Here is a 21,649-nt window from a genome sequence, read left to right as displayed (position 1 = left end):
TTCAGGCAGGCGGTTCGGCCACCGTGGTGCGGGCGTTGAATTCGTGCAGGATATCATCCTTGCCGATTTGCACGTGCACGTTCCAGCGGCCGTGCTCCGGCAGGACCAGCGTCACCTCGTAACGGCCCGGCCGCACCTCGATCATGCGGAAGGCCTGGTCCAGCTTCACGTTGCCGGGACGCATGAAACGCCCTTCGATGCGGGCGCCGGTGATCGGCCGCGCGTTGCTGTCGGCCAGCTCCAGGCGGAACACCGCCGGCTCGCCGGCCCGCGCGCCGCCCACCCAGCCTTCGCGCACCCGCCAGTTGCGCAGGCGCTGGGCCTCCATGCGCTCCAGCCACTCGTTGAAGGCCTGTTCGCGCTCGTGGAAGTTGCGGGCCACGGTGCCGGGAAAGTGGGACGAGACATTGCCCCCGCCGCGCGGCGCGGGCAGCAGCCAGCTCGCCAGGCGGCCGTCCACCCCCTGCTGGGCCAGCATCACGAACACCGAATCCAGGGCCACCACCAGCACGAAGAACAGCACGATCAGGGCCGGCGCCCAGTGGAATCCCCGCTTCTCCCCCGCCCGCTGCTCGCGCACGCTGAAGATGATCCCCAGGGCATAGGCCGTGATCAGATAGATGGCGATGTGAATGGCGAACACGTCGGCCCCCGGCCACCAGAGGATCGCCACCGGCACGTAGATCCCCAGCACACCCAGGGCCACCAGCAGGCCCGCGCCCTTGGCATCGAAACGGGTGAAACGGTGCAGGGCCAGAAACGCCAGGGCCACCGCCAGGGCCCCGCCCAGCAGGCTGAAGACGAGATCACCTGGCATGTTCACCTCCCCGCACCTGGGCCGGCGGCGTATAGAACTGGCTGGCATGCCGGACCACCGGCGCCCCCGCCTGCCCCACCGGCTCGAGCACGAAGGCAAAGGACTCGCGCACCTGGCGGATCCGGCCTGGATCGCGGCGCACCTTCACCTGCAGGGGCAGCATCTGTTCCGGTTCCAGGGTGAACTCCCGGAAACGGCCGGCATCCAGCTCCGCCGAGGGCTCGAGCCCCTCGAGGCCCAGGCGGTAGGTGAGCCGCGCTTCGGTCTTGTTGTTGACCTTGATCCGGTAGCGGTTCTGGATCCGGCCGTCGGAGAGGGTCACCGCCAGGGGCTGACGGATCTGGTACACGGCCAGCTCCACGTCGGCACGATGGGCCACGCTCCAGACCAGCGCCCCGATGGTGATGGCCAGGGCCACACCATAGCCGATGTTCTTGAGATTCAGCAGGCGGGTGGGCTTGCCTTCCAGGGCGTTTTCCGAGGTATAGCGCACCAGGCCGCGTGGATAGCCGATGGAATCCATGATGGTGTCGCAGGCGTCGATGCACAGGGCGCAGGAGATGCACTGGTATTGCAGGCCGTCGCGGATGTCGATGCCCACCGGGCAGACCTGGAAACAGTAGCCGCAGTCGATGCAGTCGCCCACCCCCTGCTCGATGCGTTCCTCGCGCTTGATCAGCCCCTTGCGGGGTTTCTGCCGCCCCTTCTCGCGCTCGCCCCGGTTCGCGTCGTAGGCCACGATCAGGGTATTGGCATCGAACATCACCCCCTGGAAGCGGGCATAGGGACACATGTAGGTGCAGACCTGCTCCCGCGCCAGGCCCGCCATCACGAAGGTGGTGAGGGTGAGAAACGCCGTCGTGGCGTAGGCGGCGAAGGGCGCCTCGCCAGTGAGCATCTGCCGCAGCAGCACCGGCGCATCGCCCCAGTAGAGCACGAAGGTCACGCCGGTGATCAGGGCGATCAGCAGCCAGGCCAGCCAGGTGGCGCCCAGGCGCAGAATCCGGTTCGGTCCCCAGGGGGCCTTGTGGAGCTTCATGCGCGCATTGCGGTCGCCCTGGATCCAGCGCTCCACGAACAGGTAGAGATCGGTCCACAGGGTCTGGAAGCAGAAGTAGCCGCACCATACCCGTCCCGCCAGTCCGGTGACGAAGAACAGCAGCAGGGCGAAGATCACCAGCAGGCCCGCCAGCCAGAAGATGTCCTGGGCGTAGACCACCAGATCGAAGACATAGAACTTGCGCCCGACCAGATCGAACAGCACGGCCTGATCCGGGGCATTCTCCCGCGACCAGCGCAGCCAGGGCAGGAGGAAATAGACGGCATAGGCCAGCAGCAGGACAGCAGTCTTCAGGGTACGGAAGCGGCCCTTGACGCTGCGGGGATAGACGGGAATCCGGGCTTGATACTGGGGCTGGGTCATGTCACTCGTTACAACCGGGTGCGGCGGCGGCCGCAACAGACGACAACGGGAGGACTCCCCGCCGAAAGCGGGGAAGGCCCTCCCGTGCCGCGATGGACGTGCCGGAGACCGGCGGCAGGACTATTGCCCGCCGCCGAGCTCATGCACGTAATAGGTCAGGATCTTGATTTCCGTGTCGGACAGACGACCCTTCCAGGCCGGCATGATGCGACTCTTGCCGTTCTCGACCACTTCGCGCACGGCATTGCGCTTGCCGTCGAGACTGTTGGCCAGGGGCACCTTGGCAATGGTCCAGATCTTGTCGGTCAGGTTGGCCGCGCCCAGGAACTTCTGGCCCTTGGCATCCTGGCCGTGGCAGGCGGCGCAGTTGTTCATGAACACGCTCTGGCCGCGGGCGGCTTTCTCGGCATCCACCGGCTCGCCGGAGAGGCTCAGCACGTATTCGACCACATCACCGATCTGTTGTTCCGAGAGCTGCCCCTTCCAGGCCGGCATGTTGCCGTGACGGCCATTGCTGATGGTCTGCTCGATGTCGGCGAAGGTGCCGCCCCACAGCCAGGCATCGTCCAGCAGGTTGGGATACTCACCCAGCACACCGTTGCCGCCGGTCTGGTGGCAGGCGGCGCAGTTGTCGGCGAACAGCACCTTGGCCCGGGAGAAGACGAAGGCGGACAGTTCCGGATCCTTGGCGATGTCTTCGTAGCTGGCCTGGGCCAGTTTCTCCACATACACCGCCTGCTGCTTGCGGGCTTCTTCCTTCTCCTTGAGGAACAGGGCACGGGTGTTCCAGTGGGTGGTGACGGTCTTGCCGTCGGCCGTGGTGTAGGTGATTTCGTTGCCGATCCCCTTGGTGTAGTCCCGCCCGATGGGCAGGGTGGGATACAGGAACCAGTAGACCACCGCGAAGACGATGGTGGCATAGAAGGCCCACAGCCACCAGCGCGGCAAGGGGTTGTTGAATTCTTGGAGATCCCCGTCCCAGGAATGTCCGGTGGTCTGCACGGATTGTTGGGTCTTGTCTTTGCTCATGATTGTGAATCCTCGTGACGACGATCGTCGTCGTCCTCAAACGGTATGTTCTTGTACGACTCGAGGCGCTCCCCGCGCTTCTTGCCGGTGAACAGGTACAGAATGATGCCCACGAAGGTGACGAAGAAGAGCACCAGCGCAAAGGGCTTGGTGTTCTCCATGTGGGTGAACCATTCCAGCCATTCGAACATCGCGATCTCCGCTTACCGGAACTCGGCGAAATAGCCTTCTTCGAACTTGCTGAAGTCGACCATGGTGCCGAGCACCTGCAGGTAGGCGATCAGGGCATCGGCTTCGGAAACGTCGTCCGGGTTGCCGTCGTAATTGCCCTGGGTGGCCTGGGCGATCAGGTTGTCCTTGGCCTTGAGGATGTTGAGCTGGTCGGCCACGTCCTTGCCGAAGCGCTCCACGTTGGCCTCGTATTCGGCCTGGGTCTCCGAATAGGGCACGCCCACGGCCTTCAGGGCCCGCATCCGCGCCTGGATGTCGGCGTAGGCCAGCGGTTCCTTCAGCCACGGGTAGTTGGGCATGATGGACTCGGGCACCACGGAACGGGGGTTCATCAGGTGCTGGAAGTGCCAGGCATTGGAGTACTTGCCGCCCACCCGGGCCAGATCGGGACCGGTGCGCTTGGAGCCCCACTGGAAGGGATGGTCGTACTGGCTCTCGGCCGCCAGCGAGTAGTGGCCGTAACGCATGTCTTCGTCACGGAACGGGCGGATCATCTGCGAGTGGCACAGGTAGCAGCCTTCGCGCATGTAGATGTCACGGCCGCGCAGTTCCAGGGCGGTATAGGGCCGGATGGTCTCCTTGCCGTCCACCTTCACGGTTTCCACCGTGTTGTTGATGAAGTACAGGGGAATGATCTCGACCAGGCCACCGATGCTGATCACGATCATGGTCAGCACGATGAGCCAGCCGGCATTCGTTTCAATCGTTTCGTGTTTCATGTCGATAATTCCTGATGTCGGTCGTCTGCGGAACTCAGGCCGGCGTGGCCTGCAGTGCGGCCTGCTCGCGGCGGCTCTGGCGAATGGTCATGAAGGTATTGAAGCCCATGACCACGATGCCGGAGACGAAGAACAGCCCACCCAGCGCACGCACCACGTAGGGCTGATGCAGGAACTGCACGGTCTCGATGAAGGTGTAGGCCAGGTTGCCGTAGTCATCGAAGGCGCGCAGCAGCAGGCCCTGACCGATGCCGGCCACCCACATGGCGCTGATGTAGAGCACGATGCCGATGGTGGCGAGCCAGAAGTGCAGGTAGATGAGCGAGGTGCTCCACATGCGGGTGCTCCACAGACGCGGCACCAGGTGATAGAGGGAGCCGAAGGAGATCATGGCCACCCAGCCCAGCGCGCCGGAGTGCACGTGACCCACGGTCCAGTCGGTGTAGTGGGACAGGGCGTTGACGCTCTTGAGCGACATCAGCGGCCCTTCGAAGGTGGACATGCCATAGAAGGACAGGGCCACCACCAGGAAGCGGATGATGGGATCGGTGCGCAGCTTGTCCCAGGCGCCGGACAGGGTCATGATGCCGTTGATCATGCCGCCCCAGGAAGGCATCAGCAGCAGGATCGAGAAGGTGGCGGCCAGGGTCGAGGTCCAGTCGGGCAGCGCGGTCCAGTGCAGGTGGTGGGCGCCGACCCACATGTACAGGAAGATCAGAGCCCAGAAGTGGATGATGGACAGCCGGTAGGAGTAGACCGGACGGCCCACCTGCTTGGGCACGAAGTAGTACATCATCCCCAGGAAGGCGGCGGTGAGGAAGAAGCCCACGGCGTTGTGGCCATACCACCACTGGGTCATGGCGTCCTGCACGCCCGACTGCAGGCTGTAGGACGAGAGGCTGAACAGGCTCACCGGCATGGCCAGGTTGTTGAAGATGTGCAGGATGGCGGTGGCCAGGATGAAGGCGATGTAGAACCAGTTGGCCACGTAGATGTGCGGCTGGCTGCGATTGACCAGCGTCATCACGTAGATCACCAGGTAGGCGACCCAGACCACGGCGATCAGGATGTCGATGGGCCAGACCATCTCGGCGTATTCCCGCGCCTGGGTGTAACCGGCCATGTAGGAGATGGCGGCCAGACCCACGGCCAGTTGCCAGCCCCAGAAGGTGAAGCTCGCCAGCGGACCGCCCCACAGGCGCGTCTGGCAGGTGCGCTGCACCACGTAGTAGGAGGTGGCGAACAGGGCGCTGCCGCCGAAGCCGAAGATCACCAGCGTGGTGTGCACCGGCCGCAGGCGGCCGAAGGTGATCTGCGGGATGTCGTAGTTGAGGAACGGCCAGGCCAGTTCGGATGCGATGTAGAGACCGGCGGTCATCCCCAGCACACCCCAGACCAGTGCCATGATGGTGAAGTTGCGGACAATCGCGTAGTCGTATTGTGCCGGCTGTGCAGTCGTATGGGCCATTGTTTGCCTCTTGATTCTCGTGGTGATGCCAGAAATCTCCATGCCGAAAATACTTGAGAAAAACACTCGGGTACTACCGGCAAGGAGACCTATTCTAAATGACCCGGCTTGTCAGCGGCAACCGAAAATGGCCGTTCCCGCCTTCGGGAATCGAATCTTTCGTCGTCGGGAAAGGCGTTTGCGCCTGCCATGACAGGCGCAAACGCACGTGGCATGGAAAGGGAAGTGCAAGCGCGCTCGTTTTCGGGAATCGTCATCGCGGCCTGAGCCGCACCTCTGCGGTAGCGGGTTGCTGGGAACGGGTAGCCGGCAAAACCACGATCCATCCAAATAGCCCAAACGTCTCACAATTGCGCTGACACAAACGGCATCGGTCTGGGGCGGGTGTAGGCCGGCTCAAGCGCAGCGGCGCCCGCAAAATATGGTGTCATCCCGCCATGGATGGCGGGAGGGAAAACCAATTGGAGACGATTCAATACCGTTGTAGGCGCGGCGCAAGCCGCAACGAGGAAGGATCGGAATGCCGCCAACGGGGAGAGCCGTTTGAACGCAGCGGGTCCGCTGCCCCGCTCCCTGCGAGGCTCAAAGACAAGGGCGTCTTCTCACGCCTTCCTGCCATGCAGCAGATGGTTGAGTGTCACCAGACTCAGCAGCAGCAGTGCGCCGCCACCGTTGTGGGCCACGGCCACCGGCAGGGGCAGGGAGAACAGCACGTTGGAGATGCCAAGGCCGATCTGCAGCGCCAGGGCTGCCAGCAGGACCGGGGCAAAGCGACGCAGGCGGGACGGCTGGCCGGGCCGGCGCAGCCACAGGGCGAGGCCGCCCACATACAGCAACACCAGCAGCGCCCCGAGGCGGTGGGTGAAGTGGATGGTGACCCGCGCCGTATTGTCGAGCACGCCGCCCTCGAAATCGAGTTCGGTGCCGCGCCAGGGGACGAAGGCTTCGCGGTAGTCCAGCGGCGGCAGCCAGGCACCCTGGCAGGTGGGGAAATCGGGACAGTGCAGGGCCGCGTAGTTGGCGCTGGTCCAGCCGCCGAGCATGATCTGGCCGATCACCAGCACCAGTCCGGCCCCCGCCAGCCAGGCGAGGCGCCGATCATGCGGCAGGGTGGTCGCGGGCAGCGGACTGCCGGGGCTGCGCAGCACCAGCCACCACAACAGCGACAGGGTGGTGAAGCCGCCGATCAGGTGCAGCATCACGATGGTGGGATTGAGGCGGATGGTCACGGTCCACATGCCCAGCAGGGCCTGCAGGATCACCACGGCGGCCAGCAGCAGGGGCACGGCGAGCGGCTGGCCCGGCCGCCGCCGGCGCCACAGCGCCCAGCCGGCCAGGGTGAATACCAGCAGCCCGAGGGTGCCGGCGAAGTAACGGTGGATCATCTCCTTCCAGGCCTTGTGGGCCTCGACCGGCCGCTCGGGATAGAGGACGTTGGCCCGGGCCACTTCGTGGGGCTCGGCGGGCACGTCCAGATGGCCGTAACAGCCGGGCCAGTCGGGACAGCCGAGCCCGGCGTCGGAGAGCCGCACCCAGGCGCCGAGCAGGATCACCACGAAGGCCAAAAGCGCCGTGAAGCGCGCCAGCCGCTGAAACCCGGTGCCGCCGTCCGCCGCGGCGGCGCGCGGCACCTCCGCGCCGTTTGTGGCTATACTGCCGAAAACGTCAGCGACAAACGCTTTGCCCTTCATTGCCTCGTCCTCGTATTGCTCGCCCAAGGAAACGTCATGCACTGTCCCTATGCACTGACCCTGGAAGACTCCGCCGACCGCCGCGCCCCGCTGCGCTGGCTGTGGCTCGGCGTGGCGGCCCTGGTGGTCGCCGGCGTGTTCGCCATCCTGCTGGTCCTGTCGCGCACGCCCGGGATCCAGGCCGTGATCCCCTGGCTCGACTTCTTCCACACGGCGCTGGTGGTGCACGTGGACATGTCGGTGTTCATCTGGTTCGTGGCCTTCGCCGGCGTGCTATGGAACGTGACCGTGCCCCAGCGGCCGCGCCTCGACCGCCTGGCGCTCGGCCTGTGCGCCGCAGGCACGCTGCTGATGGCCGTACTGCCCTTCGCGGGCATCGGCGATCCGCTGATGAACAACTATCTGCCGGTGTTGCAGCATCCCGCCTTCCACACCGCCCTGGCCCTGATCGGCGCGGGCCTCGGGCTGCTGGTGATCGGCACCCTGGGCGGCGGCCTGCACTGGCGCACCCCCCTGTCGGCGGCGGACGCCCTGCGCTTCGGCAGCCTCAGCGCGGCCCTGGCCGCCGCCCTCGCTCTGCTGGTGTTTCTCTGGACCTTGCGGGAACTGCCCGCCGATCTCGATGCCCACGGCTATTTCGAGTTCCTGTTCTGGGGCGCCGGCCACGTGCTGCAGTTCACCCATACCCAGTTGCTGGCGCTGTGCTGGCTGGTGCTGGCCTGCGCCGCCGGTCTCGCCGCGCCGCTGCGCCCGGCCTGGGTCATCGCCCTGTTCACCCTGGGGATCCTGCCCCTCCTCTACGTGCCGATCCTGGCCCTGCAGCATCCGGTGCTCAGCGGCGAGGCGCGCCTGGGCTACACCCGGCTGATGCAGTACGGCGGCGGCCTGGCCACCATTCCCCTGGGCCTTTACCTGATCGGCCGCAACCTGCGCCACCGCGCCCGGCCGGCACCGCATCAGCGCCCGCTGCGCGCCGCTCTCTACAGTTCCCTGCTGCTGTTCGCCGCCGGCGGCGTCATCGCCTGGCTGATCCACGGCATCAACGTGGTGATCCCCGCCCACTACCATGGCTCCATCGTGGGCGTGACCCTGGCCTTCATGGGCACCGCCTACGCCCTGCTGCCGCAACTCGGCTTCGCCGCGCCCGTCTCCCGCCTGGCCCGCTGGCAGCCGGGGATCTACGCCGGCGGCCAGTTGCTGCACATCCTGGGCCTGGCCTGGTCCGGCGGCTACGGCGTGCAGCGCAAGACCGCCGGCGCCGCCCAGCAGTTGCACGACCTGCCGCAAATCGCCGGCATGGCCATGATGGGCCTCGGCGGCCTCATCGCCATCATCGGCGGCCTGCTGTTCGTGGTCGTCATGCTCCGCGCCTTGACGGGGCGGCGGACCTAACAGGCTGTTGAAAAACCCTCTGACGGCACGATCCGGCGTTGGAAAGTGGCTCAAAATGCTTATTTACTGGCGTCCGCGCCTACCCTTCTCCCCCGCTCTCCATCACCGTGCCGATCTGCCGGGCGAGGCGACGGATGTCGGTGCGTTCGCTGAACAGGGCCACCACCCGTCCCCGTGGATCGATCAGGAACAGGCGATCCGTGTGGGCGAGCAGATAGCCGGCGGCGGTGCGGCCGGCCGATTCCTCCACGTACACGCCGAGCTGGCGGCGCAGCGCCGCCAGTTCCGCCGCCTCGCCGGTGACGCCGAGCCCCGCGTGCTCGAACCAGGCCAGGTAACGCGCCAGCGTGCCCACGTCATCCCGCGCCGGATCCACGGTGACGAACACGCTCTGCGGGGCCAAGCCGCGGCGGCGCAGCCGGGCGTTCACCGCCTGCAACACCTTGAGGGTGGCGGGACAGACATCGGGGCAGTGGGTATAACCGAAGAACAGCAACGACCAGTGGCCGCGCAGGGAGGCCGGCGTGAACGCCTCGCCCGTGGTGGCCTGCAGCCGGAAGTCGCGCAGGGCCAGTGGAGGCGAGAGGCGGGTGATGCCGTCCTCGGCCGGGGCGGGCAGCGCCTCGGCCCGCCACTGGCGCTTGGCGGCCAGGCCCGCCACGCCGATCGCCACCAGGACCAGAAACAGAAGCAGCCGTTTGCCCGCCGCGGCCAGGGTCATCGCCGCGCTCCTCAGAGCCAGTGGCGCAGGAACAGGCGCAGGTAGTGATCGCCGAGGAAGAAGGCGAACAGGGCGCTCAGATAGAAGATCGAATAGCCGAAGGTCTTCATCGCCGGGCCGTCGTCGCGGGCGCGGTACAGGGCGATGGCGTTGTGCAGGAAGCCGACGCCCAGGGCCAGCGCCCCGGCCAGGTACAGCAGGCCGCTCATGTGCATCACGAAGGGCAACACGCTCACCGCCACCAGCACCAGCGTATAGAGCAGGATGTAGCGCTTGGTGACGGCCACGCCGCGGGTCACCGGCAGCATGGGGATCCCGGCCCGGGCATAGTCGTCCCGGCGGCGGATGGCCAGGGCCCAGAAATGGGGCGGGGTCCAGACGAAGATGATCAGGAACAGCAGGATCGCCTCGGGATGCACCTCGCCGGTGGCCGCCGCCCAGCCCAGCACCGGCGGAGCGGCCCCGGCGGCGCCGCCGAGCACGATGTTCTGGGCCGTGATGCGCTTGAGGAACACCGTGTAGATCACCGCATAGCCGATCAGGGCGATGAAGGTGAGCACGGCCGTAAGGGTGTTGACGAAGGCCAGCAGGAGGGCCATGGCCAGCAGTCCCAGCAACAGGGCGAAGGCCAGGGCGCTGCCCGAGGCCAGCTCGCCCTGGGGCAGCGGCCGGTGCCGGGTGCGATCCATCAGGGCGTCGATGCGCTGATCCACCCAGTGGTTGAGCGCCGCCCCCGAGGCGGCCGCCAGGCCGATGCCCAGGGTGCCGAAGATCAGGGCCGGCCAGGGCACCATGCCGGGGGTGGAAAGGAACATGCCCACCAGCGCGGTAAACACGATGAGCAGCACCACCTTCGGCTTGCACAGATCCAGATAGCGCTTCCACAGGGGCAGCGGCAGGGCGGTGGCAATGGCGGCTTGCGGCATGACGGACTCCTTGGGCGATCGACGCGGCAGGTGGCGGGCCGGACGGCCCGCCGGTTCACATCACTGGCTGGTGCCGTAGGCGTAGGGACTCCACTCCTTCGACAGCACCGGGATCTCGGGGAAGTTGCCGTGCTGCGGCGGCGAAGCGGTCGTCCACTCCAGCGAACGGGAGCCCCAGGGGTTGCTGCCCGCCGGCTGGCCCTTGAACAGGGCCTGGATCCAGTTGACCAGGGCCAGGAAGAAGCCGATGGCCACCAGCACCGCGCCGGCGGTCATCAGGTGGTGCAGGCCCTCTACCTGGGGAAACTGGCTGTAGTCCCAGTAGCGGCGGGGCATGCCCTCGAGACCGGCCATCATCATGGGGAAGAACACCAGGTTCACGCCGACGAAGGTGATCCAGAACGAGGTCTTGCCCAGCGTCTCGTTGTACATCCTGCCCGTCATCTTGGGGAACAGGTAGTAGATCCCGCCGAAGATGGCGAAGGTGCCGGCCACCGCCATCACGTAGTGGAAATGGCCGGGGATGAAGTAGCTGTCGGAGACGTGGATGTCGATGGAGGCCACCGCCAGCGGGATGCCGGTGAGGCCGCCGATCAGCATCAGGAAGATCACCGACAGGGCATAGAGCATGGGCGTGGTGAAGGTGATGGCCCCCTTGTAGAGGGTCCCCACCAGGCCGATGAACATCAGCCCCACCGGCACCGAGATCAGCAGGGTGGTGACCATCTGCCCGACCCGCAGCCAGTCGGGCATGCCGGTCACGTACAGGTGATGGATCCACACCTCGCCGGCCAGCAGCAGAATGCCCCCGATGCCGCCGTAGACCACCATCTTGTAGTTGAAGATCCGGTTGCGGGCGAAGGTGGCCACGATGTCGAAGACGATGCCGATGAAGGGCAGGAAGATCACGTACACCGCCGGGTGCGAATAGAACCAGAACAGGTTCTGGTAGATGAGCACGTCACCGCCCTGGGCCGGGTCGAAGAAGTTGGTTCCCAGGTACTTGTCGAACATGATCATGGTCACCGCCGTGCCCAGCACCGGCACGAAGATGAGCTGCAGGATGAAGGCGGCGAAGATGGTCCAGGTGAAGATGTTGAGCTGGTTCCAGCCCATCCCCGGCGCGCGCATGAAGGCGATGGTGGTCAGGAAGTTGACCCCGCCCAGGATGGAGGCGAAGCCCAGCAGCAGCACGGTGAAGGAATAGAAGGCCGTGTTGCCCTGGGTGATCTCCGAATAGGGCGGATAGCCAGTCCACATCACGTCGGGCGGATCGGGCATCACGAAGGTCAGCAGGGCCAGGATGATGCCGGCGAAGAACAGCCACACGCTCAGGGCATTGAGACGCGGGAAGGCCACGTCCTTGGCGCCGATCTGCAGGGGCACCAGGTAGTTGGCCAGAAAGCCGGTGAGGGCCGGGATCTGGAAACCGAGGATCATCGCCGCGCCGTGAAAATACAGCCACACGTTGTATTCGCTCGGGTTCTCGGTGATGGTGGGCCCGGGCGCCGACAGCTCGGCGCGCATCAGCAGGGCCATGATCCCGGCCACCGCGAAGGCGGCCACAGAGCCGATCAGATAGAGGATGCCCACCTTCTTGTGGTCGGTGGTAAACAGCCATTCACGCAATACGCCTGCCATGTCATGCTCCTCCTGTGGTTTCGAGCTTCGCCTGCTGCCGTTTCGCTCCTTCGGCCTGATACCAGGCCTCGAAGTCCTCGGGCGCCATGACGATCAACTTGCCCTTCATGCGCGAGTGAAGGTGCCCGCAGTATTCGGCGCAGGTCACCACATGTTCCCCCGGCACCTTGGGCATGAACCAGATGTAGGTGATGCGCCCGGGCATGGAGTCTTCCTTGACCCGGTAGTCGGGGATCCAGTGGCTGTGGATGGTGTCGCGCGAGGTCATGCGCAGCAGCACCGGCTTGCCCGCCGGTACCCGCAGCTCGTTGAAGGTCTTCACGCCGTTGGGATAGGTGTAGTCCCAGGTCCACATGGCCGACTCGAGGCGGATCTCCAGGCGATCCTCGGGCACGTTGCGATAGTCGTTCCAGAGCTGCCAGCCCTGGGCGGCCAGGTAGAAGTCGTCGGCCATGAACACGAACACCGGGATCACCGCCCAGCCCACGGCCTGGGCGGCGCTGAGTTTCGGCATGGCGCCTTCCTGGTCGGGATCGCGGCGGCGATACCGGAACAGGAACCACAGGGTCACCAGGGCGAAGATCACGCCGATCACGGTGATGTCGATCATGATCTCCTTCCACAGGTGATCCCAGCCGGCCACGTTGTCGGGGATTACCCGTTCCTCCACCTGCCATTCGCCCGGCAACACCCGCTGGGTCTCGACGCGCCCCTGGGCCAGCGCCACCCCCCCCCACAGCGCTGCCAGCCCCAGCAGGGCCCCGGCCCGCCGCATCCACCGCTTCATCGGTTCAGCCATTTGTCGCCTCCCTCCTGTGCAGTTTCTTTTTCGCCACCAGGAAGGACGTGGCCACCAGCACGAAACCCAGCAACAGGGCGCCGAGCCCCGCGAACAGCGGGATGTTGACGGTGTAGCGTCCTTCCTTGAAGTTGTAGCTGAAACACACTCCGGCGAGGATGTCGATCAACTTGCCGGAGGTGGAAATCTTTTCCCAGTTGGCATCGATCAGGGCCAGCTCCACGTCCCGTGGCGTGACGAGGGTGCCGTACAGGTAGCGCACCACCCGGCCCTGCGGCGAGACGAAGATGAAGGCATTGGGGTGCACGAACACCCGATCCCGGTACGACCAGAAGAAGCGCACCCCCACGCTGGCGGTCAGCGGCACGATGTCGGCGGGATTGTCGAGGATCGCCAGGTGCCAGCCGGGCCGTTCGGCGAGCCGGTTGCGGCGCTGGAACGCCGCGATGCGCTCCACCGTGTCGTGCTTGTCGAAGGAGATCGTGAGCACCTGAAAATCGCGACCGGCACGAAAACGCTGCACGCCGTCGACGAGCGTCTGCAGGTGCCGGTTGATGGTGCCGCACAGGCCATCGCAGGTGTAATAGGAAAACAGCAGGATCAGCGGCTTGCCGCGATAGCGATCCAGCGTGAAGGTCTGCCCCCGGGCATCGCGCAGTCGGTAATGGCCATCGAGCCGGACGCCGAGAAAGGCCCGCTCGTCGATGGCCACCACCTGGGGGTCGAGGGTGGATTCGGTGTTGCCGTCGCTCAGGGCCTGAAGCGGACCCGCCGGCCAGCCCAGTCCGGCCAGCGTGATCGGCAACAGGGCCAGGGCCCGCCTGCCGCGTCTGCGTCCGAGCCATCGCACCCTACACCCAGAAGTAGACCTGGGAGACCACGAAGAACCAGATGATGTCCACGAAGTGCCAGTAGAGGGACCCCGATTTCACCAGCCCTTCGTTGATCCGCCCGCGCAGGGCCGGCAGGAGCATGGCGGTGAAGATCCCCAGCCCCACGATCACGTGCGCGCCATGAAAACCGGTGATGGTATAGAAGGCGGTGCCGAAGATGTTGGTGGCCGGCGTGAAGCCCGCGTGCAGCAGGTGGTTCCACTCATAGGCCGACATGCCGATGAAGGCCAGGCCGAGCAGCATGCTCAGGATCAGCCAGCGAATGAAGCCGGCGCGATCGTCCTGCGCCAGGCGGCCTTCGGCGAAATGGATGGTGAAGCTGGAGGTCACCAGCACCCCGGTCATGATCAGGGGCATGAGGGTCGGCAATTCCACCGTGCCTTCGGGCGGCCATACGGGCGCGCCCAGGCGCACCACCCAGTAGGTGGCGAAGAAGGAGAGGAAGATCAGCGCCTCGGCGACGATGAACCAGCCCATGGCCGGTGGCGCCAAGCCCTCGGCCACGGGTTCGGAATGCAGCGCCTCGTACGCCCAGCCGACGATGCCCATGACGATCAGCGGCACCCCCAGCCCCAGCGAGAGGGCCGCGTACAGGCCGTTGTGATAGACGAACTGGAAGGAAAAGGCGAAAGGCACCGCAAACAGGATGCCGATGGAAATCACCGCCGGCCAGATGCTGACCTCTTCGGCGTGTTCGTGTGCAGCAGCATGCTCAGTCATGTCGGACTCCCCCAAATGCGCAAGAAAACGAAGAACGATGCCAGGGAATCACGCGCGCCGGGGCGCACGCGCCTCCCGCCCTACTGGCAGGGCAGACTGCTGAACCAGGCCGCCACGTTCTCCACGTCCTCGTCGGAGAGGGACTGGGCCATGGGCGACATGAGATCGTTCTTGCGATTGCCGGCCTTGAAATCCTTCAACTGCTTGATCAGGTATTCCTTGTTCTGGCCGGCCAGATTGGGCCACTGGGGATTGGCGGCCCGGCCGTTGGCGCCGTGACAACCGGCGCAGGTGGCCGCCTTCTCCTTGCCCGCCGCGAGATCGGCGGCCAGGAGCCCGGGGGATGCGAACAACAGCAACGAGGAAACGACAACGGTACAGACGGGTAGATGCTTCAAGACTCTCCTCCTCCATTCACAAGAAACAGATTCAGGAATCCAGCACTACAACGTCGGGCGATGTGGCTGCCCGGCAAGCCGGACAAGACAACACCGTGCGTGATACTTGTCGTGTTACGGCATGAATGATGACCGCACGGAAGAAACTTTTATTGTTGGTGGTATTTGTTGTTGGCGCCCGTCATGGCAGGCGCTTTCTTCATGACCCGGGAACCGAATGCAAGCTGGCATATCGTGTTCGGTGTCAGGGTTGGCAGTGATGATATACACACTCGGGAAACGGCTGCAAGGGGGAAAGACGGCCAGGGCCGCATATCAAAATACCGCTATATGCGACTATGCGAAAACACGCCCTCGAAATTCGGAACGGCTATTGCAAGGCATCGACCACCGGGTCCAGCGCGCTGCGCCCGGCGCCATGGCCCAGTTCGGCAAGCAGGGGCGCAGCGATGCGCCGGCGGAGGGTATCGATCATCGCCTCGACGTTGCGCGCGGCGGGATCGATCCGGTTGGCCACCCAGCCGGCGAAGGGAACGCCGTCATGGCAGATCGCGTCGGCGCTGAGCAGGGCGTGGTTGATACAACCCAGACGCAAGCCCACGACCAGAATCACCGGCAGTTGCAGGCGCGCGGCCAGGGCAGCCACGTCTTCGTTATCGTCGAGGGGCACGCGCCAGCCGCCCACGCCTTCCACCACCAGAAAATCGGCACCGGCGGCGAGCGCACGGGCCTGGTTCACGATCCGCTGCGTGTCGATCCGCTCCCCGGCCTGCGCCGCGGCCACGTGGGGCGCGATGGGCGGGGCGTAACAGAAGGGATTGCAGGTCTCGTAGGGCTGATCGGTGCCGGCGGCGGCCAGCAGGGCCAGGGCGTCTTCGTTGCGCAGCCGACCGGCGACCCGCTGCGCGCCGCTGGCCACCGGTTTCATCACCGCCACGCGCCGGCCCCGGGCGCGCAGGGCCTTGACCAGTTGCACGCTGAAGAAGGTCTTGCCGATTTCGGTATCGGTGCCGGTGACGAAGACGCCGTCGTTCATCTGGCCTCCTGCGGCGGAGTGGGGGTGAAGCAGACCGTTTGCCGCTGGCCGCCCGCCTGCGGTTTCCAGGCATGACCATAGACCACTTCGTAGGTCACCGGCAGGCGGCCGTCGCGGCGATGGGCTTCGTAGGCCTCGCGCAGCGCGGCCAGGCGGGCCTTGCCGGTGAGGCCGCGGGGCCGGCCGCCGAGCACGTTGTGGGCACCGATGGCCTTCAGATCGCGCATGATCCCCAACAGGTCCTCGTAGGTGAGGGTGATCCGCTCCACGTCGGTGACCGGATCGGCGAAGGGGGTCTGAAGCAGCCAGTCGCCCACGTGATGCATGTCGGGAAAGACGTTGACATGCGGCGCGGCGTCCACCTGCGCCCAGCTCGCGCGCAGCTCGTGCAGGGTATCGGGGCCGAAGCTGGTGAACAGCAGCAGGCCGCCGGGGCGCAGCACCCGCTGCAGTTCGGCGAACACCGCCGGCAGATCGGCGCACCATTGCAGGGTGAGGTTGGAGAACACCAGATCGACACTTTCGTCCCGCAGCGGCAGGCGTTCCACGTCGCCGCACAGGCAGCGCACGGGGCGACGCCGGCGCTGCCACCAGCCACCGCGGCGGCGGGCCAGGGCGAGCATGGGCTCGGCGATGTCCAGGGCCAGCAGCTCGGCGCGGGGATAGCGTTCGCGCAGGCCGGGCAGGCAGGCGCCGGTGCCGCAGCCGGCGTCGAGCACCCGGCCGGGCGTGAAGCGGATCAGATCCAGCCGCGCCAGCAGGCGCCGGCCCACCTCCTGCTGCAGCACCGCCGCTGCATCGTAACCGGCGGCGGCACGGGCGAAGGCGCGGCGCATCTGCGCCTTGTCGGGGCGCAGCTCAGGCTCCACGGGCGAACTCCCGCACGAAACCGGCCACCGCCTCGGGGGCAGTGAGAAAGGGCGCGTGACCGGCGCCCTCCAGCAGGCGCCGGGCGGCAGCGGGGCGCAGGGCATGAGCCGCCTCGAGGGCCGCGGGGCACACCAGGCGATCCCGCGCCCCGCCGAGCAGGGCCACGGGCGCAGGCAGGGCCTGCCAGGTGGCGCGCAGATCGGCCTCGCGCAGGATGGCGAGGCCGGCGGCCAGGGCGCCGGGCCGTGGCGCCGGCGCCGTTTCCAGCACCTCGCGCAGCTGCCGCAGGCTGGCCCGCGCCGCCGGCTCGCCCATCACCTGCAGACCCAGGAAACGCTGCAGGGTGGCGGCGTGGTCCGTGGCCAGGTTCCTGGCGAAGCCGGCCAGCACCGTGGTGTCCATGCCTGCCGGCCAGTCGGGAGCGCGGGCGAAGCGCGGCGCGCTAGCCAGCAGCAGCAGCCCGGCCATCGCCTCGGGCCGCTGCCCGGCCACGGCCAGGGCCAGCAGGCCACCGAGCGACCAGCCGAGCCACAGGGCCGGCCCCGCAAGACCGGGCGTGACGGCCGCCAGGATGGCCTCGGCCTGGGCGGCGGGCGAACCGCCGGCGATTTCCGCACTGTGGCCGTGGCCCGGCAGATCCACGCAGTGCAGGCGGAAGTCCGCCTCCAGGTGCGTCAGCAGGGGCGCGAACACGCCGCCATGCATGGCCCAGCCGTGCAGCAGGACCAGGTCCGGCCCCTGCCCGCGCACCGTCACGTGAAGCGCGCCGCTCACGCCGCCGCTCCCGCTTCTTCCAGGGCCGTCAGCAGGGCGTCCACGTCGGCCTCTTCGTGGGCGGCACTGAAGGTGATCCGCAGGCGCGCCGTGCCCCGGGGCACGGTAGGCGGGCGGATGGCGCTCACCAGGAAACCGGCATTCCGTAGGTGGGCGCTCACTTCCATGGCGCGCCCTGCTTCACCGAGCACGAGGGGCTGGATGGGGGTTTGCGAGGCCATCAGCGGCAGATCCAGCTCGGCGGCCCCGGCACGGAAGCGGGCCACCAGGGTGGCCAGTTTCTCCCGCCGCCACTCCTCGCGCCGGGCCAGGGCCAGGCTGGCGCGGGTGGCCTCGGCCACCGCCGCCGGCAGGGCCGTGGTGTAGACGTAACTGCGGGCAGCCTGGATCAGCATCTCGATCAGATCCTCGCTGCCGGCGACGAAGGCGCCGAAGGTGCCGAAGGCCTTGCCCAGGGTGCCGACGAGGATCGGCACCTCGTCCATCCCCAGGCCGGCGGCGGCCAGGCTGCCGCCGCCTCCCGGGCCCAGCACGCCGAAGCCGTGGGCGTCGTCCACCATCAGCCAGGCAGCGTGCCGCGCGCAGGCGCTGGCCAGTTCGCCCAGCGGCGCCACGTCGCCGTCCATGCTGAACACGCCGTCGGTGACCACCAGCTTCGCGCCATGGGCCTCGCCCGCCAGGCGCGAGTCCAGATCCGTCGGTTCGGCGTGGGCGTAGCGGCGCAGGCGGGCCCGGCTGAGGATCCCGGCGTCGATCAGCGAGGCATGGTTGAGCCGGTCCTCGAACACCGTGTCGCCCCGCCCCAGCAGGGCGCTCACCACGCCGAGGTTGGCCATGTAACCGGTGGAGAACAGCAAGGCCCGCGGGCGGCCGGTGAAGTCGGCCAGCGCTTCCTCGAGAGCGTGATGGGGACGCTGGTGGCCGGTCACCAGGTGGGCGGCGCCGCTGCCCGCGCCCCAGCGTTCGGCGGCGCGGGCGAAGGCGGCGCGCACCTCGGGATGGCCGGCCAGCCCGAGATAGTCGTTGCCGGAGAAGTTGCGCAGGCGCCGTCCGGCCACCGTGACCGTGGCCCCGGCGGGCGACTCGAGCACCTGCCGCCGGCGGTACAGCCCGGCCTCGCGGCGGGCCGCCAGTTCCCGGGCCAGGAAGTCGTCCAGGCGCATGGCGCCGCCGCGCGGAGCCCTCACACGGCCTGCAGGCCGAGCCGGTCGAACAGGGCCCGGTCCCGATCCGCCGCCGGGTTGGGGGTGGTGAGGAGCTTCTCGCCGTAGAAGATGGAATTGGCGCCGGCCAGGAAGCACAGGGCCTGCTGGGCGTCGTCCATGGCCTCGCGCCCGGCGGACAGGCGCACCCAGGACCTGGGCATGAGGATCCGGGCCACGGCGATGGTGCGCACGAACTCGATGGGATCCAGATCCTCGGCCTCGGCCAGCGGCGTGCCCTCCACCTTCACCAGCAGGTTGATGGGCACGCTCTCGGGATGCTGCGGCTGGTTGGCCAGCTCGCGCAGCAGGCCGATGCGATCGGCCCGATCCTCGCCCATGCCGACGATCCCGCCGCAGCAGACCTTGATCCCCGCCTCGCGCACCCGGGCCAGGGTGTCGAGCCGGTCCTGGTAGGTGCGGGTGGTGATGATCTCGCCGTAGAAGTCGGGCGAGGTGTCGAGGTTGTGGTTGTAGTAGTCGAGGCCGGCCTCGCGCAGGCGCGCGGTCTGGGCCTCGGTGAGCATGCCCAGGGTCAGACAGGTCTCCAGGCCCATGGCCTTGACCTCGCGCACCATCTCCACCACTTGATCGAGATCGCGATCCTTGGGCGCGCGCCAGGCGGCGCCCATGCAGAAGCGGCTGGCGCCCCGCTCGCGGGCGGCGCGGGCCTGTTCCAGCACCTCGTCCACCGGCAGCAGGGGCGCGTCCTCCAGGCCCGTGTCGTAGCGCACCGACTGCGGGCAGTAGCCGCAGTCCTCGGGACAGCGCCCGGTCTTGATCGACAGCAGGGTGCTCACCTGCACCTGGTTGGGATCGAAGTGGGCGCGGTGCACCTGCTGGGCGCGAAACAGCAGATCGTTGAAAGGCAGTTCGTAGAGCGCGGCGATTTCGGCGTCGCGCCAGTCATGACGGATCTCGCTCATGGGTGTTCGGCCTCGTAGGTGGTGTCCTGCCAGTCTTCCCGGCGGATGCGCCACAGGGCCAGGGCCGACCAGGGCACCACCACCAGCGCCACCAGGCCGCCGGTGACAATCCACAGCTTCCAGTCGGTGCCGAAGAAGGTGCCCACCGGGATGATGACCCCCAGGGCGCCGTAGAACAGGTAGGCCGCCTGCTGGGTGTGATGGCCGACGCGGGGATTGGGATGGTGGCGGGCGACGATGTAGACCATGATGGAGATCCCGAACCACAGGATCGGCGGCACCACCATCAACAGGAACATGAAGATCATCATGGTCTTCGCCGGCTCGGTGATGAACAGGAAGGGCGCCACCACCAGGCCGGGCAGGAAGGCCAGCAGATTGCCCAGGTAGAAGAGGCGGGCCATCAGGCGCGCATTGGCGGCGGAGATCTCGCGGGTGCCGCCGGAGACACCGGGGGGATTGGATTCCATGAGAACCTGAGTCTAGACTTGGCGGAAACGGGACCGCCATTCTAGGGGCAGGACGCCACCTGTCAACTCGCAGGGATGCACATGGTTTACAACTGGTTACGGATCGACCAGATTTTCCACCCAAGCTTCCCCTGCCTGCTGTGCGGTGCGGACACCCGGTCACCATCCGGCCTCTGCCCACCCTGCCAGGCCGATCTGCCGCGCACCGCCCATCCCTGCCCGCGCTGTGGCGAAGCCCTGGCCGCCCCCACCGACCTGCCCTGCGGCCGCTGCCTGAGGCGCCCCCCGCCCTTCGACGCGCTGGTGGCGGCCCTGGCCTGGGAGACGCCGGTGCCCGGCTTCGTCGGCGCCCTGAAGTTCCGCGAACGGTTGCCGGCCGCGCGCCTGCTGGGACACCTGCTGGCCGAGGCGGTCAGCGACCGGCCCCGCCCCGATTGCCTGCTGCCCGTGCCCCTGCACGCGGCCCGCCTGCGCCAGCGGGGCTTCAACCAGGCCGTGGAGATCGCCCGCTTCGCGGCCCGCCGCCTCGACCTGCCCCTGCTGCCCGCCGCCCTGCGCCGCACCCGGCCCACCCCGCCCCAGCAGGGACTGGACGCCAAAGCGCGCCGCCGCAACCTGCGCGGCGCCTTCGCACTGACCGCCCCCCTCCCCGGCTCCCACGTGGCCATCGTGGACGACGTGGTCACCACCGGAAGCACGGTGGGCGAAATCGCCCGCCTGCTGCGGCGCGCCGGCGCCCGGCGGGTAGTGGTGTGGGCCGCGGCCAGGGCCACGAAACGGCTGGGATGAGCCAAGGACATGGTGCGATGCAAACATCCGCGCACTGTTTCTCACCGTCCCTCGTCACTCGTCACGCTTTTCCGGCGGCCTGCGCCGCGCCCCCGGGCCGCGGCCGAGCATCAGCAGATTGCCGATCAGCACGCTCAGGATCAGGCCCAGGATGAGCAGAACCCATTTCATGCGGATTCAGTCGAGGCGGAAACCGATCTTCACTTTCACCTGCCAGTGGGCGATGCGCCCTTCCCTGAGATGGCCGCGGGTTTCCACCACCTCGAACCAGTCGAGGTGATGGAGACTTTCGCCGGCCCTGGCGATGGCGTTCTCGATGGCCTTGTCCGAACTTTCGGTGGAGGAGCCGACGATTTCGATCAGCTTGTAGACGTGGTCTTGCATGGGTGTCTCCCGGTGTGGTCATTCGCGCAGGCCGCGGGCATCGAACAGGATCAGTTCCCAGCGGGGGTGCTCGAGGTCCTGGCGCAGGATGTAGGTGCCCCCGTCGTCGCCCAGCAGCTTGAAGTAGCGGTAGTCGGGCCCGATCCAGCGATCCTGCACCTCCACCACTTCCACCGGCCGGCGGCCGAAGTGGAAGCGCCAGGGCAGGGGCTCGCCGCGTTCGTCCTGCCGGGTTTCGACCTGCAGTTCGAGCGGGGTGTCGGTCATGGTGCCAGCTTACCACGGGGTGGCCTCGGCCCGGGCTTCGCGGTATCTTGATTCCCCTCCCTC

At 67.2% G+C, this 21,649-nt stretch carries 24 protein-coding genes; 2 read left to right on the top strand and 22 right to left on the bottom strand.

What is annotated here, in order from left to right; genetic code table 11:
* Position 1: 1 nt before the first annotated feature.
* From ACZ5BH_RS07395 to ACZ5BH_RS07365, 7 genes are all read right to left on the bottom strand, one after another.
* Entirely contained in the window at positions 2-817 is an 816-nt protein-coding gene (locus ACZ5BH_RS07395) for a FixH family protein (protein WP_464888618.1), read from the bottom strand.
* Positions 807-2,240, bottom strand: coding sequence for a cytochrome c oxidase accessory protein CcoG (gene ccoG, locus ACZ5BH_RS07390; protein WP_464888617.1), 1,434 nt, complete (start codon positions 2,238-2,240; stop codon positions 807-809). The genes ACZ5BH_RS07395 and ccoG overlap by 11 nt, the downstream gene beginning before the upstream one ends.
* 120 nt (positions 2,241-2,360) lie before the next feature.
* Entirely contained in the window at positions 2,361-3,269 is a 909-nt protein-coding gene (gene ccoP, locus ACZ5BH_RS07385; RefSeq protein ID WP_464888616.1) for a cytochrome-c oxidase, cbb3-type subunit III, read from the bottom strand.
* Complete coding sequence (locus ACZ5BH_RS07380) at positions 3,266-3,460, bottom strand: cbb3-type cytochrome oxidase subunit 3 (RefSeq protein ID WP_464888615.1); 195 nt, start codon at positions 3,458-3,460, stop codon at positions 3,266-3,268. The genes ccoP and ACZ5BH_RS07380 overlap by 4 nt, the downstream gene beginning before the upstream one ends.
* A gap of 12 nt (positions 3,461-3,472) precedes the next feature.
* On the bottom strand, positions 3,473-4,219 hold the full coding sequence (gene ccoO / locus ACZ5BH_RS07375; protein WP_464888614.1) for a cytochrome-c oxidase, cbb3-type subunit II: 747 nt from the start codon (positions 4,217-4,219) through the stop codon (positions 3,473-3,475).
* A 34-nt stretch (positions 4,220-4,253) separates the two neighbouring features.
* Entirely contained in the window at positions 4,254-5,687 is a 1,434-nt protein-coding gene (gene ccoN, locus ACZ5BH_RS07370) for a cytochrome-c oxidase, cbb3-type subunit I (protein ID WP_464888613.1), read from the bottom strand.
* Between the two features lie 602 nt (positions 5,688-6,289).
* Complete coding sequence (locus tag ACZ5BH_RS07365; RefSeq protein ID WP_464888612.1) at positions 6,290-7,318, bottom strand: COX15/CtaA family protein; 1,029 nt, start codon at positions 7,316-7,318, stop codon at positions 6,290-6,292.
* Positions 7,319-7,414: 96 nt separating this feature from the next.
* On the opposite strand from ACZ5BH_RS07365, the gene ACZ5BH_RS07360 reads away from it, so the two are divergent.
* Positions 7,415-8,770, top strand: coding sequence for a cbb3-type cytochrome c oxidase subunit I (locus ACZ5BH_RS07360; protein ID WP_464888611.1), 1,356 nt, complete (start codon positions 7,415-7,417; stop codon positions 8,768-8,770).
* 79 nt (positions 8,771-8,849) lie between these two features.
* On the opposite strand, the gene ACZ5BH_RS07355 is transcribed toward ACZ5BH_RS07360, so the two are convergent.
* The 13 genes from ACZ5BH_RS07355 to ACZ5BH_RS07295 all read right to left on the bottom strand — a co-directional run bounded on the left by ACZ5BH_RS07355 (position 8,850) and on the right by ACZ5BH_RS07295 (position 20,146).
* The gene (locus ACZ5BH_RS07355; RefSeq protein WP_464888610.1) at positions 8,850-9,491 is read right to left on the bottom strand and encodes an SCO family protein; all 642 of its coding nucleotides are present in this window, start codon (positions 9,489-9,491) and stop codon (positions 8,850-8,852) included.
* Positions 9,492-9,502: 11 nt separating this feature from the next.
* Positions 9,503-10,417: a heme o synthase gene (gene cyoE, locus ACZ5BH_RS07350; RefSeq protein ID WP_464888609.1), complete on the bottom strand. Its 915-nt coding sequence runs from the start codon at positions 10,415-10,417 to the stop codon at positions 9,503-9,505.
* A 60-nt stretch (positions 10,418-10,477) separates the two neighbouring features.
* Positions 10,478-12,058, bottom strand: coding sequence for a cytochrome c oxidase subunit I (locus ACZ5BH_RS07345; RefSeq protein ID WP_464888608.1), 1,581 nt, complete (start codon positions 12,056-12,058; stop codon positions 10,478-10,480).
* A gap of 1 nt (position 12,059) precedes the next feature.
* Entirely contained in the window at positions 12,060-12,857 is a 798-nt protein-coding gene (gene coxB, locus ACZ5BH_RS07340; RefSeq protein WP_464888607.1) for a cytochrome c oxidase subunit II, read from the bottom strand.
* Positions 12,850-13,662 (bottom strand): SCO family protein, encoded by an 813-nt coding sequence (locus tag ACZ5BH_RS07335; RefSeq protein WP_464888606.1) that lies wholly within the window; start codon positions 13,660-13,662, stop codon positions 12,850-12,852. The genes coxB and ACZ5BH_RS07335 overlap by 8 nt, the downstream gene beginning before the upstream one ends.
* A gap of 46 nt (positions 13,663-13,708) precedes the next feature.
* Positions 13,709-14,470, bottom strand: coding sequence for a cytochrome c oxidase subunit 3 (locus tag ACZ5BH_RS07330; protein ID WP_464888605.1), 762 nt, complete (start codon positions 14,468-14,470; stop codon positions 13,709-13,711).
* A gap of 80 nt (positions 14,471-14,550) precedes the next feature.
* A complete protein-coding gene (locus ACZ5BH_RS07325; RefSeq protein WP_464888604.1) occupies positions 14,551-14,868 on the bottom strand; it encodes a c-type cytochrome in 318 nt (105 codons plus the stop codon).
* A 370-nt stretch (positions 14,869-15,238) separates the two neighbouring features.
* Positions 15,239-15,904, bottom strand: a complete 666-nt coding sequence (gene bioD, locus ACZ5BH_RS07320; RefSeq protein ID WP_464888603.1) for a dethiobiotin synthase — start codon at positions 15,902-15,904, stop codon at positions 15,239-15,241.
* On the bottom strand, positions 15,901-16,773 hold the full coding sequence (bioC, locus tag ACZ5BH_RS07315) for a malonyl-ACP O-methyltransferase BioC (protein ID WP_464888602.1): 873 nt from the start codon (positions 16,771-16,773) through the stop codon (positions 15,901-15,903). The genes bioD and bioC overlap by 4 nt, the downstream gene beginning before the upstream one ends.
* Positions 16,763-17,548 (bottom strand): pimeloyl-ACP methyl ester esterase BioH, encoded by a 786-nt coding sequence (gene bioH, locus ACZ5BH_RS07310; protein WP_464888601.1) that lies wholly within the window; start codon positions 17,546-17,548, stop codon positions 16,763-16,765. The genes bioC and bioH overlap by 11 nt, the downstream gene beginning before the upstream one ends.
* Positions 17,545-18,711, bottom strand: a complete 1,167-nt coding sequence (gene bioF, locus ACZ5BH_RS07305) for an 8-amino-7-oxononanoate synthase (RefSeq protein ID WP_464888600.1) — start codon at positions 18,709-18,711, stop codon at positions 17,545-17,547. The genes bioH and bioF overlap by 4 nt, the downstream gene beginning before the upstream one ends.
* A gap of 20 nt (positions 18,712-18,731) precedes the next feature.
* Complete coding sequence (gene bioB / locus ACZ5BH_RS07300; protein WP_464888599.1) at positions 18,732-19,676, bottom strand: biotin synthase BioB; 945 nt, start codon at positions 19,674-19,676, stop codon at positions 18,732-18,734.
* Positions 19,673-20,146 carry a hypothetical protein gene (locus tag ACZ5BH_RS07295; RefSeq protein ID WP_464888598.1) on the bottom strand — a complete coding sequence of 158 codons (474 nt, stop codon included), beginning with the start codon at positions 20,144-20,146 and terminating at the stop codon, positions 19,673-19,675. The genes bioB and ACZ5BH_RS07295 overlap by 4 nt, the downstream gene beginning before the upstream one ends.
* 81 nt (positions 20,147-20,227) lie before the next feature.
* On the opposite strand from ACZ5BH_RS07295, the gene ACZ5BH_RS07290 reads away from it, so the two are divergent.
* On the top strand, positions 20,228-20,935 hold the full coding sequence (locus ACZ5BH_RS07290; protein ID WP_464888597.1) for a phosphoribosyltransferase family protein: 708 nt from the start codon (positions 20,228-20,230) through the stop codon (positions 20,933-20,935).
* 177 nt (positions 20,936-21,112) lie between these two features.
* Here the strand turns inward: ACZ5BH_RS07290 and ACZ5BH_RS07285 are convergent, their stop codons facing one another.
* Positions 21,113-21,319 (bottom strand): dodecin, encoded by a 207-nt coding sequence (locus ACZ5BH_RS07285; protein ID WP_464888596.1) that lies wholly within the window; start codon positions 21,317-21,319, stop codon positions 21,113-21,115.
* Positions 21,320-21,337: 18 nt separating this feature from the next.
* On the bottom strand, positions 21,338-21,586 hold the full coding sequence (locus ACZ5BH_RS07280) for a hypothetical protein (protein ID WP_464888595.1): 249 nt from the start codon (positions 21,584-21,586) through the stop codon (positions 21,338-21,340).
* Positions 21,587-21,649: the final 63 nt, after the last annotated feature.

It is taken from the genome of Thioprofundum lithotrophicum (assembly GCF_055387065.1).
The sequence above is the reverse complement of the archived record's forward strand: the minus strand, read 5'-3'. Positions and strand labels throughout refer to the sequence as shown.